The organism is Vibrio sp. V23_P3S9T160 (assembly GCF_963886625.1).
Taxonomy (GTDB): Bacteria; Pseudomonadota; Gammaproteobacteria; order Enterobacterales; family Vibrionaceae; genus Vibrio; species Vibrio anguillarum.
The window spans coordinates 1-22,196 of the sequence record NZ_CAWPDB010000149.1 but is presented as its reverse complement, the minus strand read 5'-3'; the positions used below and the strand labels follow the sequence as shown (position 1 = coordinate 22,196).

Genomic DNA, 22,196 nt, shown 5'->3' with positions numbered 1-22,196 from the left:
GATGTACGTGGTTGAATTGCAGTTTGAGTGTTTTGATAACACGACTATTTCGGCGGTAGATAAAGCGATTAATGGCCTAATGGATGCTTTACGCTATAACGGTCAAGTGCTTGGGCGTGAATTCCCCATCGTGATGGGAGAGGGCGAGTTCTTTGTGCGGGTGGTTTGCCCAGAGCAAGAAAGCTTACACCCTAAGTATCATTCTGATTTTGTTAGGGTGTGCCTGAGTCGCTTGACGGAGGCTAGTTTGCTGGCTCCGAAAGCCCGTTTGTTGGGGCGCGATCTTAATTCTGAGCAAGCCGCTGATGATGTTTTGCCTAGCTGGCAGATACTTTACACCACTTATGTACACACTTGTTCTCCGCTGCGCAGTGGTGACACATTGCTGCCGATCCCTTTATATCGTAATTCTGCGACCTTAAATGGCGATCATAAAGCAGTGATCAAATGGCAAACAGAGTGGCAGGCGTGTGATGAACTTCAGATGGCGGGTGGTTGCCGAGCAGAACACGCTGCATTGCACGAGATTTGCGATGTGGACAGTGTGCTGTTTATTAGAGGATGGGATTTACGAGGACGAATTGAGTTTTTGACCCACATCCCTACTTATTACTACCAGTATCGAGTTGGCGGCCAGAGCCTAGCGGACGAACAAGCCAGAAAATGCCCGAAATGTGGGGGAGAGTGGCTACTCAATGAACCGCTGCACGACATTTTCCATTTTAAGTGCGACCCGTGCCGTATTGTGTCCAATATGTCTTGGGATCATATTAAGTAAGCAGGTGCGTGTTGTTGATACGAAAAAGCCGATACATCGCGTATCGGCTTTTCTGTTTTTATAGGCTTTTTTGCACAGGTAATAGGTTTATTAATTACCAGCCTTTTACTGCACCACCGTCAAAAATTTTCGAAGCGGCTTGGTACACTTCTTCTGTTTGGTAGGCTTTAACAAAGTTAGTCACGTTTTCAGCATTCAGATTTTCTGCACGAGAAACAATGATATTGACATAAGGTGACTCTTTATCTTCAACGAACACACCATCTTTTTCAGGCGTTAGATTGATTGAGCTGGCGTAGGTCGTGTTGATGATCGAGAGCGTAACGTCGTCAAGTGAACGAGGCAGTTGCGCGGCATCTAACTCAACAATAGTGATGTTTTTTGGGTTGGCGACCACATCACGTACCGTTGCCAGTAGGCCTGCTCCGTCACGTAGAGTAATAAGGCCTTGCTGTTCTAGCAGCAGTAAAGAGCGACCAAGGTTGGTTGGATCGTTAGGTACCGCAATACGAGAGCCATCTTGAATCTCATCAACCGATTTCACTTGTTTTGAATAGCCAGCAATCGGGTAAACAAAGGTGTTACCTGCAATCGCTAATTTGTAACCGCGGTCAGCGATCTGTTGATCAAGGTATGGCTTGTGTTGGAATGCATTGATATCAATCGAACCATCATCCAGTGCCGCATTAGGGGTAACATAGTCGGTAAACGTCACGAGTTCTACATCTAGGTTGTATTTTTCTTTTGCAATTTTTGCTGCAACTTCAGCAACTTGTGCTTCAGCACCGGCAATGACACCCACTTTGATTTTATTGTTGTCGACCGCTTTTTCACCACAGCCTGCCAGCACGAGTGCTGAAGCGCTAACGGCTAGGGTAAGTAGAGCTTTAAGGCTAAATTTCATGATTAACTCCTTGTTATAAAACGAATCTGTGTTTTAACTTTATTGTGATTTAACGGTGGTCGACACGGCGGACAAACTTATCGCCAATCGATTGAATAATTTGTACTAAGACAATCAACATCACCACGGTGACCGTCATGATGCCTAAGTCGTAGCGATGAAAGCCGTAACGAATAGCGACATCGCCCAAGCCACCGCCGCCAACGGTTCCGGCCATGGCAGAGTAACTTACTAGAGTGACCATAGTGATGGTGACTGAGTTGACAATCGTTGGTAGCGCTTCAGGAAGCAACACTTTACGAATAATTTGGATCGGCGTAGCCCCCATTGACTGCGCAGCTTCGACCAAACCAGTGGGCACTTCCAGCAATGCACTTTCAATTAAACGAGCGACAAATGGAATTGCGCCAATCGTCAGCGGCACAATGGCCGCCGTGGTGCCAATAAACGTACCGACAAGCAGTTTTGTCACCGGAATAATGGCCACCATAAGCACCAAAAATGGCACAGAGCGACCAATGTTGACGATGGCACCAAGAATGCGGTTCAGCTGAGTGTTTTCGAGAAGGCCGCCTTTTTTGGTGGTATGTAAAATAACCCCCAGTGGAATACCAACCACGAAACCGACGATGCCCGCGACAGCGACCATGTAGAGTGTTTGCCAGGTTGCCATCAGTAGAAGATCGCCATTCAGGTTTAACCAAGCGGTGATGGTGTTAAAGGACATAACCAAGTACCTCTACTTTTACGTTGTTTTCGCGAAGAAATTCAAGAGCGGCCGTATCGTCCGACTCATTACCAAACAGTTCAGCGACCATCATGCCGAATTTAACGCCACCAGCGTAATCAAGGTCAGAACTTAATATACTGACATCAATATTAAATTTACGGGCAATTTGTGTCATCAAGGGAGCATCAACCGTTGCGCCTGTAAACTCTAATCGCACCAGCGGGTAGCTACCTTTTACGCGAGTGGCTTGCAGGCGAGCTTGGTAATCTTCCGGAATTGATAAATCGAGCGTTGAGCGAATAAATTGATGAGCTAAGGCGGTTTTAGGGTGAGCAAAAATCTCGCCAACTGTGCCTTTTTCAACCAGTTCACCGTCGCCAATAATCGCCACTTCGTGGCAAATACTTTTTACCACATCCATTTCGTGAGTAATTAGCAAAATGGTGATATTGAGTGTGCGGTTGATCTCTTTCAATAGCTCTAAAATCGATTGAGTCGTCGCAGGATCAAGCGCACTGGTGGCTTCGTCACACAGCAATACTTTGGGATCAGAGGCGAGTGCTCGCGCTATTGCAACACGTTGCTTTTGACCACCACTCAGATTTGCAGGATAAGTTTCGCGCTTATCCGTCAGGCCGACCAGTTGCAACAGCTCTGACACTTTCTTTTCAATGCTATTTTTTTCGACACCAGCCAGCTCAAGTGGCAGAGCAACGTTGTCAAATACCGTACGTGATGAAAGCAAATTGAAGTGTTGAAAGATCATGCCAATGTTGCGACGAGCTTGGCTGAGTTCTGATTTGCTCAGTTGAGTTAAATCAACGCCATCAACCACAACCGAACCTGTTGTTGGAGCTTCTAGCATGTTGACGCAGCGAATCAGTGTACTTTTCCCTGCACCTGACGAGCCAATTACACCAAAAATAGTGCCTTGCTTAATGTGAAGATTAATCTCTTTCAAAGCATGAATTTCCTTATTGCCTTGATAGAAAACTTTATTTACTTGATTAATTTGAATCATCGGAAAACCTGTGCAGGGATAACAGAATAAAATGTTGAACTCTCTCTCACTTGTTGGACGATGCTATGGCTTAACTTGATTTAAGTCAATAGATATTTTTACGTCTAGACGTCTAAACGCTTTGGTGAATTAGGTAGTGATGAAAAAAATAAAGCGTGTAATAATCATCATATCTGGCGTGATATGAGAGAGTTATTTTGGCTAAACCTGCAGTGTTTTTAGATCGCGATGGCGTGATCAACGTTGATCATGGCTATGTTCATGATGAGCATGATTTTGAGTTTATCGATGGTGTATTTGAAGCTACTAAGAAGTTTCAAGACATGGGGTATTTGCTGGTTTTGGTGACCAACCAATCAGGTATCGCTCGTGGGAAATTTAGTGAAGAGCGCTTTTTATCTTTAACGCAATGGATGGACTGGAATTTTGCCGATCACGGTGTCGAGTTTGATGGTATTTATTACTGCCCGCACCATGCAGAGCACGGTGAAGGTAAGTATAAAGAAGAGTGTGATTGCCGCAAACCCAAGCCTGGTATGTTTATCTCCGCACGGGACTTTCTTGATATCGATATGGAAAAATCCGTGATGATAGGCGATAAAGCTGAAGACATGATGGCTGCACAAGCCGCAGGTGTTGGTACTCGTGTGTTAGTGCGTACCGGTAAACCCGTTACTGAGCAAGGTGAATTACTCGCCACCGTGGTACTTGATAGTATTCGCGATGTCCCTGCTTTTCTTGCACCGTAAAAATTCCCCCCTTTGTGGAAGGCAATATGAATAAATCATTTCTTTTTGTTGGATTCAGTGTTGGTTTTTTAGCAGCATGCTCACCACATTACGCGAACGATTCGCGCGGTGAAAGTGAGAACCTGTTCCAGCATTATCAATGCCGTTCTGGTGAGCATTTTGATGTTGCGTATATTGAGCAACAGTCAGCCGTTCTCCGTATTGCCGATCGCGAATATACATTAATACAAATTCCAGCCGCCTCTGGCGCAAAGTATGTGATCGACGATAGCGAGCAAACTCAGCCTCAAACCGTGCTTTTACATACGAAAGGCGATGAGGCTTTGCTCGAAGTGGGAGCAACGACTTATCAAGGCTGTACCACTCAATAATTCATTTAAGATAAGCGCATGCTATCTTCCATTTTTATTTACGCTATAGGTTCGCATGAGCAGAAAACTGACTATCTTGGATATTGCAAAACTGTCTGGTGTTGGTAAATCGACGGTTTCTCGTGTATTGACGAACGACCCAAAAGTGAAGCCTGAAACACGAGCAAAAGTGGAACGCGTTATCCAAGATTCTGGGTATGTGCCACTGAAATCGGCTCAGTTAATGCGTGGTGGCAGTGAAAAAGTGATTGGCGTGATTATCTCACGCCTTGAGTCACCGTCTGAAAACCGTGCCGTGGGGCGAATGCTACAGGTGTTGTATCAAAATGGGTACGATGTGGTGATTATGGAAAGCCAGTTTGATCGCACTAAAACGAACGAGCACCTTGAGGTTTTACATAAGCGTAATGTGGATGGTGTAATTGTATTTGGTTTTACCGATCTCGATATCACACAACTCAACCTATGGGCATCGCGAGCGGTTGTGATTGCGATGGATGCCGATAAAGTCTCATCGATTAACTATGACAATTATGGTGTTATTCAAGGCGCGCTTGCTCATTTGACTTCGAAAAATCGAGTTCATATTTCCTACATTGGGGTCGATCCTAGCGATAAAACGACAGGTAAATTACGTTTAGATTCGTACTTAGATTGGTGCAAACAAAGTGGATGCACTCCCAATTATCGCACTGGACGTTTGCATCATGAAAGTGCCTACCAACTGGTTGATGAAGTGCTGAATGATCAGACTCAAGCTATCGTGTGCGCCAGTGACACTCTGGCACTTGGCGTGATTAAACGTCTCCAAGAATTGGGCCGAGATGATATCGCCGTCACTGGTGTGGGTGGTAATGAGCTGCTCTCTTTTCTTTTCCCTAATATTTATAGTATTGATCCTGGCTATGCTCAAGCGGGAGAAAAAGCAGCTAATTTATTGATTTTACAGCTTAATAATGAAATGAACCCTGCACACATCACTCAACAACCGCTAACAAGCTAACTCCTTATTTCTTAAAGTGAATTACAATTAGTCTGTGATCTTATTCAATTAATGGGATTGTTCCCATTTTTACCTTTTATTATTTATGTCAATATTGCACTTGTAGGTGGGAATGTTCCCATTAAAAAGAAAAACAGACAGTATTCCAATATAGGGTGGGCAAAAGTATGGCCAAGATAGCGAAGCAAGACGTGATACGTCTTATCGAGCTGGTAGGTGGTAAAGAGAACATCGCCAGTGTGAGTCACTGTTTGACTCGTTTACGCTTTGTTTTAAATGATACCGACAAGGCGGATAAAAAAGGACTAGAACAGCTGAGCATGGTTAAAGGGTGTTTTACCAATGCTGGGCAGTTTCAAGTTGTGATTGGTACTGAGGTGGACGAAGTTTACGCCATCTTAATCGGGCTTTCAGGCAAAGAAGCCGTTTCTAAAGATGAAGCGAAGAAAGCCGCTCGCCAAAACATGAACTTTTTAGAACGTGGCATTTCGCATCTTGCGGAAATCTTTGTTCCTTTGCTGCCAGCGATCATCACCGGCGGTTTAATCCTCGGTTTTCGTAATGTCATTGGCGACATTCGCATGTTCGATGGAAAAACTTTGGTTGAAATTAGCCAATTTTGGGCCACGGTTCATTCTTTCTTATGGTTAATTGGCGAGGCTATTTTCTTCTTCCTACCGGTTGGTGTTTGTTGGTCAACGGTGAAAAAGTTAGGTGGAACACCGATACTGGGTATTACTTTGGGTGTGACTCTGGTTTCGCCTCAATTAATGAATGCTTATCTGATCGGTAAGCAGATGCCCGAAGTGTGGGATTTTGGCTTGTTTGTGATAGAGAAAGTCGGCTATCAAGCTCAGGTGATTCCTGCAATGTTGGCGGGTGTTGCTCTGGCGTTTATTGAGACAAACTTAAAGCGCATCATCCCTTCTTATCTTTACCTCGTTGTTGTGCCGTTTATCTCTATCATATTGTCCGTTATTTTGGCCCACGCTTTAATTGGTCCATTTGGTCGCGTATTGGGCGATGGCGTCGCGTTTGCGGCTAAAGCTGCAATGACTGGCGATTTTGCGGTTATCGGTTCAATGGTGTTCGGTTTCTTGTATGCGCCACTGGTCATTACCGGGATTCACCACACCACTAACGCGGTGGATCTGCAATTGATGCAAGAAATGGGTGGTACGCCAATTTGGCCACTGATTGCACTGTCAAATATTGCTCAAGCGTCTGCGGTCGTCGGTATCATCTTTATCAGCAAAAAACACGGTGAGCGAGACATCTCTGTTCCTGCGGCTATTTCGGCTTATTTGGGTGTGACAGAGCCAGCGATGTATGGTGTCAACTTAAAGTACAAGTTCCCAATGCTAAGCGCCATGATTGGTAGTGCTATTGCAGCCGCAATTTGTGGTAGTGCAGGGGTGATGGCGAATGGCATCGGTGTGGGTGGTTTACCAGGTATTCTTTCGATTCAACCACAATACTGGGGTATTTACGGCATCGCGATGCTGGTGGCGATGGCCGTCCCAATTCTGCTTACTCTGTTTTTATACAAACGAGCTCAAGCTAAAGGCGAGCTAGAGCCAGCAAGTGCATAACCTTTCATTCGAGTGGTGAGTTTTCACCACTCATTTTCATTTTGGTAAGTGAGTTGTCAATATGGTTATAACCAAGAGTGATAGTCAGTGGTGGAAAACTGCGACCATCTATCAGATTTATCCCAAAAGTTTTTGTGATAGCGGCAATAAAGGAACGGGAGATATCAAAGGGATCATCTCTAAACTGGATTACTTGCACCGCTTGGGAATTGATGCCATTTGGCTGACACCCATTTATTCATCTCCGATGGTTGATAACGGTTATGACATTTCGGATTATTACAGTGTCAATCCTCAATTCGGTAGCATGCAAGATTTTGATGAACTGCTGACTCAAGCTCATCAAAGAGGGATCCGTATTATTATGGATATTGTGGTTAACCACACCTCAACCGAGCACGCTTGGTTTCAGTCGGCGTTGGGTGATAAATCAAGCCCGTATCGTGACTATTATATTTGGCAAGACCCGATTAATGGTCAGGCTCCAAATAATTGGCAGTCAAAGTTTGGTGGCAGTGCATGGGCGTTAGATGACGCAACAGGGCAATATTATCTGCACCTATTTGCCAAAGAGCAGGCTGATCTTAATTGGGAAAATCCTCAAGTTCGCGAGGAAGTAAAGCAAGTGATTCGTTTCTGGGCAGAGAAAGGAGTGGATGGCTTTCGTCTCGATGTGATTAATTTAATCTCAAAAGCACAGGATTTCAGTGATGATCACCAAGGTGATGGCCGCCGTTTTTATACCGATGGCCCGCGCGTGCATGAATTCTTACAAGAGATCAGCCAAGCGGTTTTCCAACAATACGGCAGTGTCACTGTGGGGGAAATGTCCTCAACAACGCTTGAGCATTGCCAGCAATATTCAAGCTTGGATGGCAAAGAACTTTCGATGGTGTTTAACTTCCACCATTTAAAAGTGGATTATCCGAACGGTGAAAAATGGACGAAAGCGCCATTTGATTTCTTGCAATTGAAGCAGATTTTCAACCATTGGCAAACGGGTTTAAATGGTAAAGGGTGGGGAGCACTTTTTTGGTGTAACCATGATCAACCTCGTATCGTGAGCCGTTTAGGGGATGATCAACGTTATCGCGTTGAGTCGGCAAAAATGTTGGCCGCATCGATTCATATGATGCAAGGCACGCCTTATGTTTATCAAGGTGAAGAAATTGGCATGACCAATCCCGGCTACACCGCTATTGAACAGTACCGAGATGTGGAAAGTACTAACATTTACGACATCATGGTGAACCAGCAAGGGGTAAGTCATGAAGCCATGATGGCCATTCTTGCACAAAAATCCCGTGACAATTCTCGCACGCCAATGCAATGGAATGCAGAGCGCTTTGCTGGTTTTAGCCAAGGTCAGCCTTGGCTAGACATTGCAGAAAACTATCAAGAATTGAATGCGCAACGGGCGTTAGCTGATGAGCAATCGGTGTTCTATTTCTACCAAGAGTTGATAGCGCTGCGCAAAAAAATCGGTGTAATTACCGATGGTGATTACACCGATTTACTACCCGATCATAAAGAGATTTTTGCCTACCAGCGACGCAACGCGAAACAGGTGCTGATCTGTATCAATAACTATTATGGCGTTGACACCGAATGCGTGCTGCCAAAAGAGTTACCGATTGAGAAAGCAAAATACCTGTTAGGCAACTATACAGATATAAAACCACTCAAAGTTTTGGAACATCAAGTGCTTCGTCCGTATGAAACACGCGTAATTTTGTTCGATTTAGTATCCTGATTGAGTCCTACCCCTATAGGTTCAGTCATTTTTCAGCCCCGAATTTTCGGGGCTTTTTTATCTGCTCTGTTTGTAAGTCACTATCGATTGCACTTTCTCTGTGCTCTTATTGGTTCAACGCGGCAGGTTCAGACTGTTGATGATTTGTTTAATGTTTTAACAACACCACAACTTTGTTGCTTGGTCACAATTAGTCACACAAAGATGAAACACAATCCGCTATAGTTTGCGTTCTTAGCAAACGGATGTGAAACACAATGAACAGTACTCTCTCCCCCTCTTATCGAGTGGTTCTCGTTGAAGACGATTTAGAACTCTCGGAACTGATCAAAGATTTTCTCAACCACTATGAATTTTGTGTCTCAACGGTTGCGGATGGGATTCAAGCCGTTGATCGGATTTTGGATGAGCAACCTGATTTAGTCATTCTGGATATTATGCTACCAGGGCAAAGTGGTATGGATGTCTGCCGCGCTGTCCGAGATCAATACCACGGTATGATCTTAATGCAAACGGCGTTAGACGACGATATTGATCAGGTGATGGGGCTGGAACTGGGTGCCGATGACTATGTCGTTAAGCAGGTTAAACCTCGTTTGTTGCTGTCACGTATTCGAGCTTTACTTCGGAGGCAAGCAAGAGGAGGTCAAAGTGACAAATACGAATTGTGCATAGGTAACTTGTGGATGAATTTACAGCATCGAGCGGTATTACTTGAGCAGCAGCCCATAAAACTCACGACCAGCGAGTTTGAGCTCTTGTATCTACTCGCCCAACATGTCGGCACCATTGTCACGAGAGATGATATCGCTCAGCATGTGCGTGGTTTTGAATATGATGGTTTAGATCGCTCAATTGATCGTCGGATATCACGCTTGCGGCGTGCGCTCGGAGATGATCCTAATGAACCTAAATTGATAAAAACGGTTCGAGGTAAAGGATATCAGCTCTGCGCTGTATCGGAAGGGAAGTGGTCATGATTCGATCTTTTTGGGTACTCTGGGTAGCTGTGTTTCTGCCGATCTTATTACTCAGTATTCCCACGCAATTTAATCCGATCCCATATCTTAGCCGCAGTATCTCTGAAGAGTTTTATAAGCCTGTCTATCAGAGTAACTTTACGTTTCTATCTGAAAAATTACGTCAAGCTCCTCAAGCTGAGTGGACAACGATTATTGACGGCTATGCTAAGCATTTCAGTTACCCACTTCGATTAGAGGCATTAGACAGTTACCACGCCTCCCTAGAAGTTTATCAAGCGTTGCAAAAAGGCGAGATCATTTTTCAAGATGGTGATCCTATGGCACTTTTGCAAAGAGTGTTGAACAGTGACAAAGTGCTCTATTTCGCGATCAATGAACCGAGAGAACTCGCTGCGCTTAACCAGTCCAGAGGTACATTATACCTCGCGGTAGAAGATCTCCGTAGCCAACCTCGCACTCAATGGCAAACCAGTATTGCTGAGAAAAATAGCCGAATACCTTTAGAGTTGAGTCTATTGCAAGAGCAAGATTTGTCACCCATCGAGCGAAGTAAATTGTTGGCTGATGAAGAGCAGATGACCAGTTATATCAATCAACAAGGCAGCATGATCTTATTGGCTGCGGTGGATGAGAATACGTTGTTACGCGTCGAGGACAATATTTCCTACCAAACCCAATTAAAGCTCACCACGGCTATCGGCGGTTTCTTTTTTTTAGCCATTTCTGTGGCCTTAGTTATGTGGATTTATCCTTTATGGCGAGATCTGAAACGTCTGGTAAAAACGGCGAATGAATTTGGCCAAGGAGTATTATCTCGTAGAGCGACGACATCTCGGCTGTCCGTGGTCTCTCAGCTCAGTCATTCTTTTAATAACATGGCAAATAACATCGAAAAGCTGATTGCCAGCCAAAGAACCTTAACCAACGCTGTGGCGCATGATTTACGAACACCGCTCTACCGTTTACGCTTTGCATTTGAAATGCTTGAGGATGAAGACATTGCCTTAAACCAGAAAGAAAAATACCGCCAAGTAATTCACTCCAGTATTGAAGATCTCGATCATTTGATTAACCAGACACTTGTTTTGTCGCGCTATAACCGCATCACGGATATTCGCCATTTTTCTTATTGCCACTTTGCCGACAATTTGGTTGCAGAAGCGGAGCATTTCCAGCTTGAAAACCCGCAACTCACATTGCGTGTCAGCGTGTTGGATTCGTTGCGACAGCAAACGATATTTGTCGATAATCGAGCTTTATTGCGGGCCGTTAAAAACTTGCTGAGTAATGCCGCGCGATTTGCGCAGCAAGAGATCCATCTCTCGTTGAACGAATCTGATGGGCAACTTTTTTTGGTGGTCGAAGACGATGGCCCCGGTATTGCGCCAGATGATATTGAACGTATTTTTGAGCCCTTTACTCAAGTGAATAATCAAGAGCGTAATAGTGAAAAAGGCCATGGTCTTGGGCTGGCGATTGTCAAACAGATCACTCGTTGGCATCAAGGCAAGGTTAGAGTAAAAGTAAATGGTTCAGCATTAGGGGGCGCATGTTTTGAACTGCAATGGCCGAAACAGATTTCTTTACCTAATGTGACCAAACTGGATACAAATGGTCAATAAACTGCTGATGATTTATTTGTATTGAGAATGCTACCTTGAATGGGTCGGTGAATCAGACCGCTCACAAGGAGTAAGCATGAATACCAAACTATTAGCGCTGTTTTTAAGCGGCGTATTTTTCTCATCAACCGATGTGTTTTCTTCATCAATCAATGCCACTAAACCGATGGAATGGATCTCAGCCTTCAGCGATGGTGCCCGCTTAAATGACCAGTTCAGCCAAGCCAATACTCAATCTAATGTGATGATGGATTACGCGCAACAAGATGCTGCAATGTATTTGGACGGTAGTGAAGTCGCCTTTCTTTCCACCAGTACCAGTTACCTCTTCTAATGCTTAACCACAGGAAAATATTATGTTTAAGTTAAACCAGTTGTTCGTGATCCTGAGTGTGCTCGCACTTATCGTGGGATGTAAAGCCGATGATTTGAAAGATGCGGATAAGCTGACTAAGCCTACGGTTAATGCTGGTGCTGATCAGATGCTAATACTGCCAGTAAATAGTATTACGTTGAGCGGAACGGCGAAATCTGAGTTATCAATATATGAAATTAAAACGAAGTCTTGGCGTCAAGTTTCTGGGCCTCAATCGCTTACCTTGATCAATGCAGATTCTCTGAAAGCAACGGCGTTTTATCCTACGATTGCTGGCACGTATGTTTTTGAATTATCAGTCAAAGACAGTGGTGGAAGAAGCAACAGTGACCAGATGCAGGTGATCATTCAGGCGGCCGCGCAAAGCATGCAGCGAGCCTATATGCAGCAGGTTGATGTCGTTGCTTGGCAGTATGCTGATAGGAACCAAGGCATGCTGATCTTTAGTGATTTAGATTCGGTTTCTTTAACCGAAGTGGACACACAATTAGAGCATGCGCTGACCTCGCTCAATAGCGCTGCTGAGTTTGAGCTGCATTTTGTCGCCAATGCTGGGGGAAATATACAAACGGCTTTGTTGTTATTGAATGCCCTTTCTGCTCAAGGAATTCCGATTTGTTTAAGTGAAAGTTCATCTTGCCACTCTTTGGAACAAGGGTTTTTATTGCAGACTGAACTGCCAGAGAGTATCAATTGCAGTGATGCACAAAGCTGTGTTACCGCTCTACTTCAGTATATTGAGGGTTAATTAGGCTACTTAGTGACGTCAGTTTATAGAGCTATGATGTAAAGAAACGAAAAAGCCAGCTCGAAAGCTGGCTTTTTATCGTTCTCAATCGAGAAAATATGGTGGAGGGGGACGGATTCGAACCATCGAAGGCGGAGCCGGCAGATTTACAGTCTGCTCCCTTTGGCCACTCGGGAACCCCTCCGGGTGTTTTCCTATGCTAAAAATAGGCTTGAATGATGTTTTCCCAACATATCAGTCAAGGTTCCTCTTACGAGAGAATATGGTGGAGGGGGACGGATTCGAACCATCGAAGGCGGAGCCGGCAGATTTACAGTCTGCTCCCTTTGGCCACTCGGGAACCCCTCCGGGTATTTTCCTATTCTAAAAATAGGCTTGAATGATGTTTTCCCAACATATCAGTCAAGGTTCCTCTTACGAGAGAATATGGTGGAGGGGGACGGATTCGAACCATCGAAGGCGGAGCCGGCAGATTTACAGTCTGCTCCCTTTGGCCACTCGGGAACCCCTCCGGGTGTTTTCCTATTCTAAAAATAGGCTTGAATGATGTTTTCCCAACGTATCAATCAAGGTTTCTCTTACGAGAGAATATGGTGGAGGGGGACGGATTCGAACCATCGAAGGCGGAGCCGGCAGATTTACAGTCTGCTCCCTTTGGCCACTCGGGAACCCCTCCAGAGGGTTTTCATACAATGTGATTTATAGTGCTTATAACGACACTATTGGCTCACAGTATGCTTAAACAACGTTTTCCCAACGCATTGCTCAAGTGCGGAGCGCATGATAGCAAACTCGCTCTCTCTGTAAAGCCTTTTTCTTATGATTTTGAATTGAATGCTGCCTTTTTGGGCAAAGGGGTGAGGAATGGATAGTTTTGCTCTATTTATACCCTTCCCACTTGAAGCTGCAGCGGTATTGGCTACGTTCGCTCACCCCAATCACATAGTTTATCTATGTTCATGGGGATGAACTTACTTGCCGCCTACCTGCAACTTCAAGTTGTTTGGGTATAGCCTGTGTGTGACGCCTAAAAAGCAGCCGGAGGAGGCTAAGTTATGACGCACGTTACAGATATTTAATAAGATTTACACTCCTTGACGTTCGAGCGTCGTATAAGCAGTTACAATTCAATCAGTCTATTTATTGTTGAATAAAAACTATGAAAAACACGTCTATTCTTTCGTTAATGATGGTTACCTTGCTTACCACACCGTTAAGTGCGTTCGCTGCGCAAGCACCACAAGCCGTTGCGGTGGTCGCAGAGCGTGTGGCAACTCATCAAGTGTCTCAGTCTCTTTCACTGATTGGTAAATTAGAAGCTGAACGAGCAGTGGAGATCTCATCTGAAGTTTCGGGAAAGGTCAGTCATATTGCGATTAAAGCCAATCAAGAGGTCAAGAAAGGTCAGCTCTTAATTCAGCTTAATGATGATAAAGCCAAAGCCGCACTTTCAGAGGCTCAAGCCTATTTGAACGATGAACAGCGTAAGTTGAAAGAGTTTGAACGTTTGGTCAAACGGAACGCCATTACCCAAACGGAAATCGATGCGCAAAAAGCGAGTGTTGATATTGCTCAAGCACGTTTAGATGCAGCAAACGCAAATTTAAACGATCTGCACATTAGCGCGCCATTTAATGGCACGGTTGGTTTTATTGATTTTAGTTTGGGCAAAATGGTCAGTGCAGGGACGGAATTGCTGACTTTAGATGACCTATCGGTGATGCAACTCGATATCCAAGTGCCAGAGCGTTACCTTTCGTTAATCAGTAAAGGTATGACGGTGACGGCGAAGAGTAATGCTTGGGCAAAAAACGAGTTTACCGGCAAAGTTGTGGGTATTGATTCACGCATTAACCGTGAAACCTTGAATTTGCGTGTCCGTATTCATTTCGATAACCAAGATGGCAAGCTAAAACCCGGGATGTTGCTTTCTACTAAGTTAAATTTCCCAGCGATTGAAGCGCCCATTATCCCCGTTCAAGCACTCGAATATTCAGGCACTAAACGCTATGTCTATGTGATTGATAGCAATAATAAAGTAATACGCACGGAAGTTTGGCTTGGCGCGCGGATCGACAATAAAGTGGTGATTGATAAAGGTTTAGCCATTGCCGATAAGATCGTGGTGCAAGGTATCGTGAATATGAGAAACGGCATTGCCGTTACTGAAGTCAATGTGGATGGCTCACCGATACAAAAGGATGACAAATAATGTGGTTATCCGATGTTTCAGTGAAGCGCCCCGTGGCGGCGGTGGTATTAAGCTTACTATTGTGCGTTTTTGGTCTAGTGTCATTTTCTAAGCTTTCGGTCCGGGAAATGCCCGATATTGAAAGCCCGGTGGTTTCAATCAGTACTCGCTATGCAGGGGCTTCAGCTACCATCATTGAAAGCCAAATCACTTCTGTATTGGAAGATCAACTGGCAGGCATTAGCGGGATTGATGAAATTGAATCCACCACGCGCAATGGCATGTCACGGATTACCGTTACCTTTGAACTGGGTTACGATCTCAATACTGGTGTGAGCGATATCCGCGACGCCGTTGCGAGAGCACAGCGCTCATTACCCGATGAAGCAGATGATCCAACCGTATTCAAAAATAATGGCTCTGGTGAAGCTTCTTTGTACATTAATCTCAGTTCTTCAGAGATGGATCGAACCCAACTGACCGATTATATCGAACGAGCTTTGATTGACCGCTTTAGTTTAATCTCTGGCGTCAGTTCTGTGGATGTGTCTGGTGGTCTTTATAAGGTGATGTATGTCAAGCTCAAGCCGAATCTGATGGCTGGGCGGAGTGTCACGACTTCTGATATATCAAGTGCATTGCGCAGTGAAAATATTGAAAGCCCGGGCGGGGAAGTGCGCAACGATTCGACAGTGATGTCGGTGCGTACCGACCGAGCGTACAAAACGGCGCAAGATTTTGACTATTTAGTGGTGAAGCGCGCAAGTGATAATTCGCCGATTTACTTAAAAGATGTTGCCGATGTCTTCATCGGTGCTGAGAACGAAAACTCAACCTTCAAAAGTGATGGCGTGGTTAATGTGAGCATGGGTATTGTGCCACAATCAGATGCTAACCCCTTGGATGTAGCGCAGCGTGTCCATCAAGAAGTCGATAATATTCAGCAGTTTCTACCTAAAGGAACGCGCTTGGCCATTGACTACGACTCAACCGTCTTCATTGATCGCTCAATTTCGGAAGTGTATAGCACACTCTTTATCACGGGTGGTTTAGTGATTTTGGTACTGTACATTTTTATCGGCCAAGTTCGGGCAACGCTAATCCCAGCCGTTACTGTGCCAGTATCATTGATCTCTTCTTTTATTGCCGCTTATTATTTCGGATTCTCTATTAACCTTATCACCTTGATGGCGCTGATTCTTTCCATCGGTTTGGTTGTTGATGATGCGATTGTGGTGGTGGAAAATATATTTCATCACATAGAACAGGGAGAGAAGCCACTGCTGGCGGCTTATAAAGGGACGCGCGAAGTCGGCTTTGCCGTGATTGCCACCACATTGGTATTAGTGATGGTCTTTTTACCGATCTCTTTTATGGACGGTATGGTCGGTCTGTTGTTCACCGAGTTCTCTGTACTTTTGGCCATGTCGGTTCTCTTTTCATCGCTAATAGCGTTAACTTTAACGCCCGTTCTTGGTAGTAAGATTTTAAAGGTCAATGTCAAACCAAACCGTTTTAATCGTTTTGTTGATCGTGTTTTTGGCCGTTTAGAAGCGGGTTACAAATCCTCTTTACGTTTTGCTATCCGTTGGAAATGGGCTGCACCGTTCATCATCCTTGCATGCGTTGGTGGTAGTTATTTTCTGATGCAGAAAGTGCCTTCCCAGCTCACGCCTTCAGAAGATCGCGGTGTTATTTTTGCCTTTGTGCGCGGAGCGGATGCGACCAGTTATAACCGGATGTCGGCCAATATGGATCTTGTTGAGCAGCGGTTAATGCCCTTGGTTGGCAAAGGTTTTCTCAAGTCGTTTAGTATTCAATCGCCCGCGTTCGGTGGGCAAGCGGGTGATCAGACGGGGTTTGTTATCATGATTTTGGATGACTGGAACGAACGAAGCATCACCGCTCAACAAGCATTAGTGCAGGTAAAAAAAGCGCTAACGGGAATTCCCGATGTGCGAGTTATGCCCTTTATGCCCGGCTTTCGTGGTGGCTCTAACGAGCCTGTTCAGTTTGTGTTAGGTGGGTCAGACTATCCTGAACTCAAAAAATGGGCTGAATTGTTAAAAACGGAAGCTGAAAATTCCCCCTTTATGGAAGGTGCTGACACCAATTATTCCGAAAAGACACCTGAACTGGTGGTGACGATTGATAGGCAGCGTGCCGCGGAATTGGGGATCAGTGTCGCGGATATTTCAGATACGTTAGAAGTAATGCTCGGCGGGAAGAGTGAAACCAGCTTTGTTGAGCGTGGCGAAGAGTATGATGTTTATCTCCGTGGGGACGAAAATAGCTTCAATAACGCCTCCGATTTAAGCCAGATCTACATGAGAACCGCATCCGGTGAGCTTGTTACACTGGATGCACTTGCGAAAGTGGAAGAAGTGGCATCATCGATCCGCTTGTCTCATTACAATAAGCAAAAGGCGATCGCGGTTACTGCAAATTTATCGGCTGGTTACACGTTGGGAGAAGCGCTTGATTTTCTTGACAAGAAAGCGATAGAGATACTTCCTAGTGATATTTCCGTTAGTTACTCAGGTGAGTCAAAAGATTTTAAAGAAAACCAATCGAGCGTAGCCATTGTATTTGCGTTAGCGCTGCTTGTCGCTTATTTGGTACTAGCCGCCCAATTTGAAAGTTTTATCAACCCGTTAGTGGTGATGTTGACGGTGCCGATGGGTGTGTTTGGCGGCTTTCTTGGTCTATCAATTATGGGACAAGGTATCAACATCTATAGCCAGATTGGGATGATTATGCTGATCGGTATGGTGACCAAAAATGGCATTTTGATCGTTGAATTTGCCAACCAGCTGCGTGACCGAGGGGTTGAGTTTGAAAAAGCAATTATTGATGCTTCAGCGAGGCGCTTACGGCCAATCATGATGACCGCATTTACTACTTTAGCAGGTTCAATCCCATTAATTATCTCGACAGGAGCAGGCTATGAAAGCCGAGTTGCGGTGGGTACGGTGATTTTCTTCGGTATGGGTTTTGCCACTTTAGTCACTCTGTTTGTTATCCCTGCTATGTATCGTTTGGTCTCGGCATCAACACGCTCTCCAGGTCATGTTGAAGCTGAACTTAATCAAGAACTGCTGCATGATGTTAAAACCAGAAGTGTTCACTGATTAACGTATCAAGAGCCTGCGCCCTGCAGGCTCTTCTTTGTTCACCGTTCACACCTATTCCATTCACCGTTATCTATGCCCATTAGATGAAATCACATGCGGCCGGCTTATCACATCAAGTTATTTGAATATACAAGCGAGATATCAAATGGTTAATGCCATTTTCGATAATCCATCAAAATAGCCAGTTCATTTTTCCTATTTAAATCTTAGGTATTAATTATAGATAGACTCAATTTTGAGACACCCATTGCAATGCGCCTTGCGATACTCTATCCACCTCTTTAATACAGAGACAAAATGAAGTGAATGCATCAGTAATGGCCATGGAAAATAAAAAACTCTCTATCCTCATCGTATGCATGGGAAATATATGCCGTTCACCGCTTTCTGAAGCTGTTTTGAGCCAAAAAGCGCAACAACATGGAATTAATTTATTTGTTGAAAGCGCTGGTACTGTGAATTATCAAGTGGGCCGAAAACCAGATCCCAAAGCAATATCTGTCGCTGAGCAGCGTGGCTATTCAATGTCAAATTTAAGAGCAAGGCAGGTTTGTTCTGAGGATTTCGAAAAATTTGATCTTATTTTTGCCTTAGATAAAGCTAACTTAGCGGATCTGATTGACATTTGTCCTGCTAGACATAAAGAGAAACTTTCACTGTTTCTATCGCATAGTCACATCGGTGTCACGGAAATCCCTGATCCTTACAAAGGAAATATTCATATGTTTGAACGGGTTTTGGAACTGATAGAGAGCGGGGCCCAAGGGATCATCGAACATATATCTAAACAATATCAATTAAAGGAAAGTGCAATGAAACTTTGTGTGTAACACATAGAAAGTTTTATATGACTTTTTGATTACCCACCCCAAAAAACAAAGCAACAGTTTGGCAATTAATTTCTACTCATAGTTTGTAGGTAGGTGATTAAATGTGGGTGGTTAATAAGTTTTCTCTTATATACATAAAGCAAAAAATGTGAAGAAAATGCGCATTCTAGAGGCGACATCTAGTGGCGGTAGCGTATTTAACCGTTGCTATTCACCATTTTTATCTACTTTTTGAAGAAATAGCGTTGAACAGTTTGTTCTTAACAGTCGTTTAGTTTAGCCCAAGGAAATAAATAAAGTGAAAAAAATACTCATTGCGTTTGGTACACGACCTGAAGCAATTAAAATGGCGCCTCTAGTTCATCAGCTTAAACAAGATAACCGCTTCGACACAAAAGTATGCGTCACTGGCCAGCACAGGGAAATGCTTGACCAGGTTTTAGAGTTGTTTGAAGTGGTGCCTGATTTTGATCTTAATATCATGGAACCAGGGCAAACCCTGACGACAGTAACGACTAAAATCTTGAACGGTATGGAAACGGTTCTAAAAGACTTTCAACCAAACATTGTCTTAGTTCATGGCGATACCGCTACAACGTTTGCGACTTCACTTGCTTGTTATTATCAGCAAATTGCAGTCGGCCATGTTGAGGCTGGATTACGCACCGGCAATATTTATTCCCCTTGGCCTGAAGAAGCGAACCGCAAGCTTACGGGTGCATTGGCTCACTACCATTTCGCACCAACGGCAACATCTCAACAAAATTTATTGGATGAAAATTATTGCCTCGAGAACATCCATATTACGGGGAATACCGTCATTGACGCCTTGTTTATGATCCGTAACAAGATTCACAACGAGCAAGATCTCAATGCTACGCTGGCACACCAGTTTCCGATGCTTGATAACAATAAAAAACTCATTCTTGTTACAGGCCATCGCCGTGAAAGTTTTGGTGATGGATTTGAGCGTATTTGTGAAGCCTTATCCATCACAGCAAAGCGTCACCCTGACTGTCAAATTCTTTATCCGGTACATCTTAATCCGAATGTTCAAGAGCCCGTCAATCGTCTTTTAAAAGGCATTGAAAACATTTTCTTAGTGGATCCACAACAGTATTTGCCCTTTGTCTATTTGATGGACAGAGCACACATCATTTTAACCGATTCCGGTGGTATTCAAGAAGAGGCACCGTCGCTAGGGAAGCCTGTATTAGTGATGAGAGACACCACCGAACGACCTGAAGCGGTAAGCGCGGGGACCGTCAAGCTAGTTGGGACTAACACACAACTGATTTGTGAAGAGTTAGACCAGTTGCTTAGTGATGAGCGCGCTTACCAACTCATGAGTCAAGCACATAATCCATACGGTGATGGCAAAGCCTGTCAACGTATCGCCGACATTCTAGCAAGATAAGATTTAAGGAAAATAAGATGTTTAATAAAGTTTCTGTGATTGGTTTAGGGTATATCGGCTTGCCAACGGCTGCCGTTATTGCTTCGCGTGGTATTGAAGTGATTGGCGTAGATGTCAATCAACACGCTGTCGATACAATCAACAAAGGTGAAATTCACATTGTCGAGCCGGATTTAGATATCGTAGTTCGAAGTGCAGTGATGACTGGCAAACTAAAAGCAACTGTGACAGCTGAACCAGCTGATGCTTTCTTAGTGGCGGTACCCACACCATTTAAAGGTGATAATCACGAGCCTGATCTTAGCTATATAGAAGCCGCGGCCAAAGCGATTGCACCAGTTCTGGAAAAAGGCAACTTGGTGGTATTGGAAAGTACTTCCCCAGTCGGTGCGACAGAAAAGCTTTCCGCATGGCTAGCAGAGGCTCGTCCTGATTTAACTTTCCCACAGCATAAAGGTGACACGGCTGACATTAAGGTAGCGCATTGCCCAGAGCGAGTTTTACCGGGTTATGTACTACAAGAATTGGTCAGCAATGACCGAGTGATTGGTGGTATGAGTAAATCGTGTAGTGAGAAGGCGATGGCTCTGTATAAAACCTTTGTTAAAGGCGAATGCATCATCAGCAACTCTCGTACGGCGGAGATGGCGAAATTAACAGAAAACTCCTTTCGCGACGTCAATATTGCATTCGCGAACGAACTTTCCCTTATTTGTGAGAAATTAAAAATCAATATTTGGGAATTAATTAAATTGGCCAACCGCCACCCTCGGGTCAACATATTAAACCCAGGACCAGGTGTTGGCGGGCACTGTATTGCAGTTGACCCTTGGTTTATTGTTAACAGCTGCCCAGAAGAAGCAAAACTGATTGCTGCTGCTCGTCATGTTAATGATGGTAAACCACACTGGGTCGTTGATCAGGTAAAACAAGCGGCAGATCAGTTCAAAAAACCAGTTATTGCTTGCTTAGGTTTGGCCTTTAAAGCTGATATTGATGATTTACGTGAAAGCCCAGCTTTAGACATCACTTTGCATTTAGCACAAGACAATATTGGACAAATTCTAGCGGTAGAGCCAAATATCCACCAATTACCGGGTAAGTTAACAGAACATGATGTTGAGCTAGTCTCGCTAGAGCGTGCTTTAGAGTTAGCCAATATCGTTGTGGTGCTGGTTGATCACCGAGATTTTAAAGAAGCAGATAAAACGGCGTTTGCCAAGAAAGTCGTGATTGATACTCGTGGTGTGGTTGCATAAATATAGATTAATTAGTGTTTATATTTTGTTATTATGATAAGCAATGAGAGTATGTGTGATATATAGAATTTTTAATAGACTTGATTTAATGTCAATTGTGCTTTATTTTACTTTTACATTGATGTTGTTAGGCCATAACTTATTTGATAGAAAAGTTCTTTTTCTTGTTTTTTGCATATATCTTATTGCTAATATCAAAGAGCTTCCTTATATCATCTCAGGTCTTATATCGAATTTTGCCTTAATATCTGTATTGCTATGGTGTGCATTAAGTGCAACATGGTCACAATGGCCTTTTGCTAGTATAGAAGAGACATTAATACAGACGCTGATGTTTCTTACTTGCTTACTTATATCTAATCTATTCACTATGGATAAAGTGCTTCGGTTTTTATTTTATTCAGCGATAACGGTCGTTACGATTAACTTTGCTTATATAATTGTTTTTTTTAATGATGCTATTAGTCCAAATGGTATGCGAGGAATATATAATCATAAAAATAATTTTGGTCTTGCCATGGCGCTATGTTCAATGTTTATATTATTTAATGAAGATTGGAAAAAAAGAAAAGCAATACTTTTTTTTCTCATCATTTCTGTTTTACTATTGATGCTTTCCTTATCAAAAACCTCGATAATACTGTTTTTTATTTCGTTGATTTCTGGTTTTTTAATTTCTAAATCTAAAATTAGCAGTCACAGTTTTTTTTCGGCATCATTATCATGGATGATATT

The 22,196-nt window shown here is 43.8% G+C and carries 19 protein-coding genes and 4 tRNA genes; 16 read left to right on the top strand and 7 right to left on the bottom strand.

From position 1 onward, the window contains the following. Nucleotide 1 precedes the first annotated feature (1 nt). Nucleotides 2-778 (top strand): Zn-ribbon-containing protein, encoded by a 777-nt coding sequence (locus tag AACU59_RS13560; RefSeq protein ID WP_094125236.1) that lies wholly within the window; start codon nt 2-4, stop codon nt 776-778. A 94-nt stretch (nt 779-872) separates the two neighbouring features. On the opposite strand, the gene AACU59_RS13555 is transcribed toward AACU59_RS13560, so the two are convergent. Genes AACU59_RS13555 through metN form a run of 3 tightly spaced genes read right to left on the bottom strand, consistent with a single transcriptional unit; the run spans nt 873 to nt 3,433 of the window. Further along, nucleotides 873-1,682: a MetQ/NlpA family lipoprotein gene (locus AACU59_RS13555; protein WP_013857385.1), complete on the bottom strand. Its 810-nt coding sequence runs from the start codon at nt 1,680-1,682 to the stop codon at nt 873-875. Nucleotides 1,683-1,731: 49 nt separating this feature from the next. Further along, a complete protein-coding gene (locus AACU59_RS13550; RefSeq protein WP_017044205.1) occupies nt 1,732-2,409 on the bottom strand; it encodes a methionine ABC transporter permease in 678 nt (225 codons plus the stop codon). After that, nucleotides 2,399-3,433: a methionine ABC transporter ATP-binding protein MetN gene (gene metN / locus AACU59_RS13545; protein ID WP_013857383.1), complete on the bottom strand. Its 1,035-nt coding sequence runs from the start codon at nt 3,431-3,433 to the stop codon at nt 2,399-2,401. The genes AACU59_RS13550 and metN overlap by 11 nt, the downstream gene beginning before the upstream one ends. A gap of 197 nt (nt 3,434-3,630) precedes the next feature. Here metN and gmhB point away from each other — a divergent pair, with 197 nt between their 5' ends. The 9 genes from gmhB (at nt 3,631) to AACU59_RS13500 (ending at nt 12,630) form a co-directional block, all read left to right on the top strand. Beyond that, a complete protein-coding gene (gene gmhB / locus AACU59_RS13540) occupies nt 3,631-4,182 on the top strand; it encodes a D-glycero-beta-D-manno-heptose 1,7-bisphosphate 7-phosphatase (protein ID WP_013857382.1) in 552 nt (183 codons plus the stop codon). 26 nt (nt 4,183-4,208) lie between these two features. Continuing rightward, entirely contained in the window at nt 4,209-4,553 is a 345-nt protein-coding gene (locus AACU59_RS13535; RefSeq protein ID WP_094145017.1) for an MliC family protein, read from the top strand. Between the two features lie 55 nt (nt 4,554-4,608). After that, nucleotides 4,609-5,556, top strand: a complete 948-nt coding sequence (treR, locus tag AACU59_RS13530) for a trehalose operon repressor TreR (RefSeq protein WP_013857380.1) — start codon at nt 4,609-4,611, stop codon at nt 5,554-5,556. Between the two features lie 167 nt (nt 5,557-5,723). After that, on the top strand, nt 5,724-7,148 hold the full coding sequence (gene treB, locus AACU59_RS13525) for a PTS trehalose transporter subunit IIBC (protein ID WP_026027679.1): 1,425 nt from the start codon (nt 5,724-5,726) through the stop codon (nt 7,146-7,148). A gap of 61 nt (nt 7,149-7,209) precedes the next feature. Further along, nucleotides 7,210-8,901 (top strand): alpha,alpha-phosphotrehalase, encoded by a 1,692-nt coding sequence (treC, locus tag AACU59_RS13520; RefSeq protein ID WP_094145018.1) that lies wholly within the window; start codon nt 7,210-7,212, stop codon nt 8,899-8,901. Between the two features lie 257 nt (nt 8,902-9,158). Continuing rightward, complete coding sequence (locus AACU59_RS13515) at nt 9,159-9,881, top strand: winged helix-turn-helix domain-containing protein (RefSeq protein ID WP_094145019.1); 723 nt, start codon at nt 9,159-9,161, stop codon at nt 9,879-9,881. Further along, nucleotides 9,872-11,506: an ATP-binding protein gene (locus tag AACU59_RS13510; protein ID WP_094145020.1), complete on the top strand. Its 1,635-nt coding sequence runs from the start codon at nt 9,872-9,874 to the stop codon at nt 11,504-11,506. The genes AACU59_RS13515 and AACU59_RS13510 overlap by 10 nt, the downstream gene beginning before the upstream one ends. Nucleotides 11,507-11,582: 76 nt before the next feature. Beyond that, the gene (locus AACU59_RS13505) at nt 11,583-11,840 is read left to right on the top strand and encodes a hypothetical protein (RefSeq protein ID WP_094145021.1); all 258 of its coding nucleotides are present in this window, start codon (nt 11,583-11,585) and stop codon (nt 11,838-11,840) included. Nucleotides 11,841-11,862: 22 nt separating this feature from the next. Beyond that, the gene (locus tag AACU59_RS13500) at nt 11,863-12,630 is read left to right on the top strand and encodes a PKD domain-containing protein (protein ID WP_094145022.1); all 768 of its coding nucleotides are present in this window, start codon (nt 11,863-11,865) and stop codon (nt 12,628-12,630) included. 99 nt (nt 12,631-12,729) lie between these two features. Here the strand turns inward: AACU59_RS13500 and AACU59_RS13495 are convergent. The 4 genes from AACU59_RS13495 to AACU59_RS13480 form a co-directional block, all read right to left on the bottom strand. Beyond that, nucleotides 12,730-12,814 (bottom strand) — tRNA-Tyr (locus tag AACU59_RS13495). Nucleotides 12,815-12,893: 79 nt separating this feature from the next. Continuing rightward, a tRNA-Tyr gene (locus AACU59_RS13490) sits at nt 12,894-12,978 on the bottom strand. A gap of 79 nt (nt 12,979-13,057) precedes the next feature. Continuing rightward, nucleotides 13,058-13,142, bottom strand: a tRNA-Tyr gene (locus tag AACU59_RS13485). Between the two features lie 79 nt (nt 13,143-13,221). Continuing rightward, nucleotides 13,222-13,306, bottom strand: a tRNA-Tyr gene (locus AACU59_RS13480). Nucleotides 13,307-13,789: 483 nt separating this feature from the next. On the opposite strand from AACU59_RS13480, the gene AACU59_RS13475 reads away from it, so the two are divergent. The 6 genes from AACU59_RS13475 to AACU59_RS13450 form a co-directional block, all read left to right on the top strand. Continuing rightward, complete coding sequence (locus tag AACU59_RS13475; protein WP_094145023.1) at nt 13,790-14,842, top strand: efflux RND transporter periplasmic adaptor subunit; 1,053 nt, start codon at nt 13,790-13,792, stop codon at nt 14,840-14,842. Then, nucleotides 14,842-17,952 (top strand): vibriobactin export RND transporter permease subunit VexH, encoded by a 3,111-nt coding sequence (gene vexH, locus AACU59_RS13470; protein ID WP_094145024.1) that lies wholly within the window; start codon nt 14,842-14,844, stop codon nt 17,950-17,952. The genes AACU59_RS13475 and vexH overlap by 1 nt, the downstream gene beginning before the upstream one ends. Nucleotides 17,953-18,257: 305 nt before the next feature. After that, nucleotides 18,258-18,785 carry a low molecular weight protein-tyrosine-phosphatase gene (locus AACU59_RS13465; protein WP_019281708.1) on the top strand — a complete coding sequence of 176 codons (528 nt, stop codon included), beginning with the start codon at nt 18,258-18,260 and terminating at the stop codon, nt 18,783-18,785. A gap of 298 nt (nt 18,786-19,083) precedes the next feature. Then, nucleotides 19,084-20,202, top strand: coding sequence for a non-hydrolyzing UDP-N-acetylglucosamine 2-epimerase (gene wecB / locus AACU59_RS13460; RefSeq protein ID WP_094145823.1), 1,119 nt, complete (start codon nt 19,084-19,086; stop codon nt 20,200-20,202). A 17-nt stretch (nt 20,203-20,219) separates the two neighbouring features. Next, the gene (vpsB, locus tag AACU59_RS13455; protein WP_094145822.1) at nt 20,220-21,461 is read left to right on the top strand and encodes a UDP-N-acetyl-D-mannosamine dehydrogenase VpsB; all 1,242 of its coding nucleotides are present in this window, start codon (nt 20,220-20,222) and stop codon (nt 21,459-21,461) included. An 88-nt stretch (nt 21,462-21,549) separates the two neighbouring features. Next, a partial coding sequence (locus tag AACU59_RS13450; protein ID WP_237666588.1) for a hypothetical protein occupies nt 21,550-22,196 on the top strand: 647 nt, incomplete at its 3' end.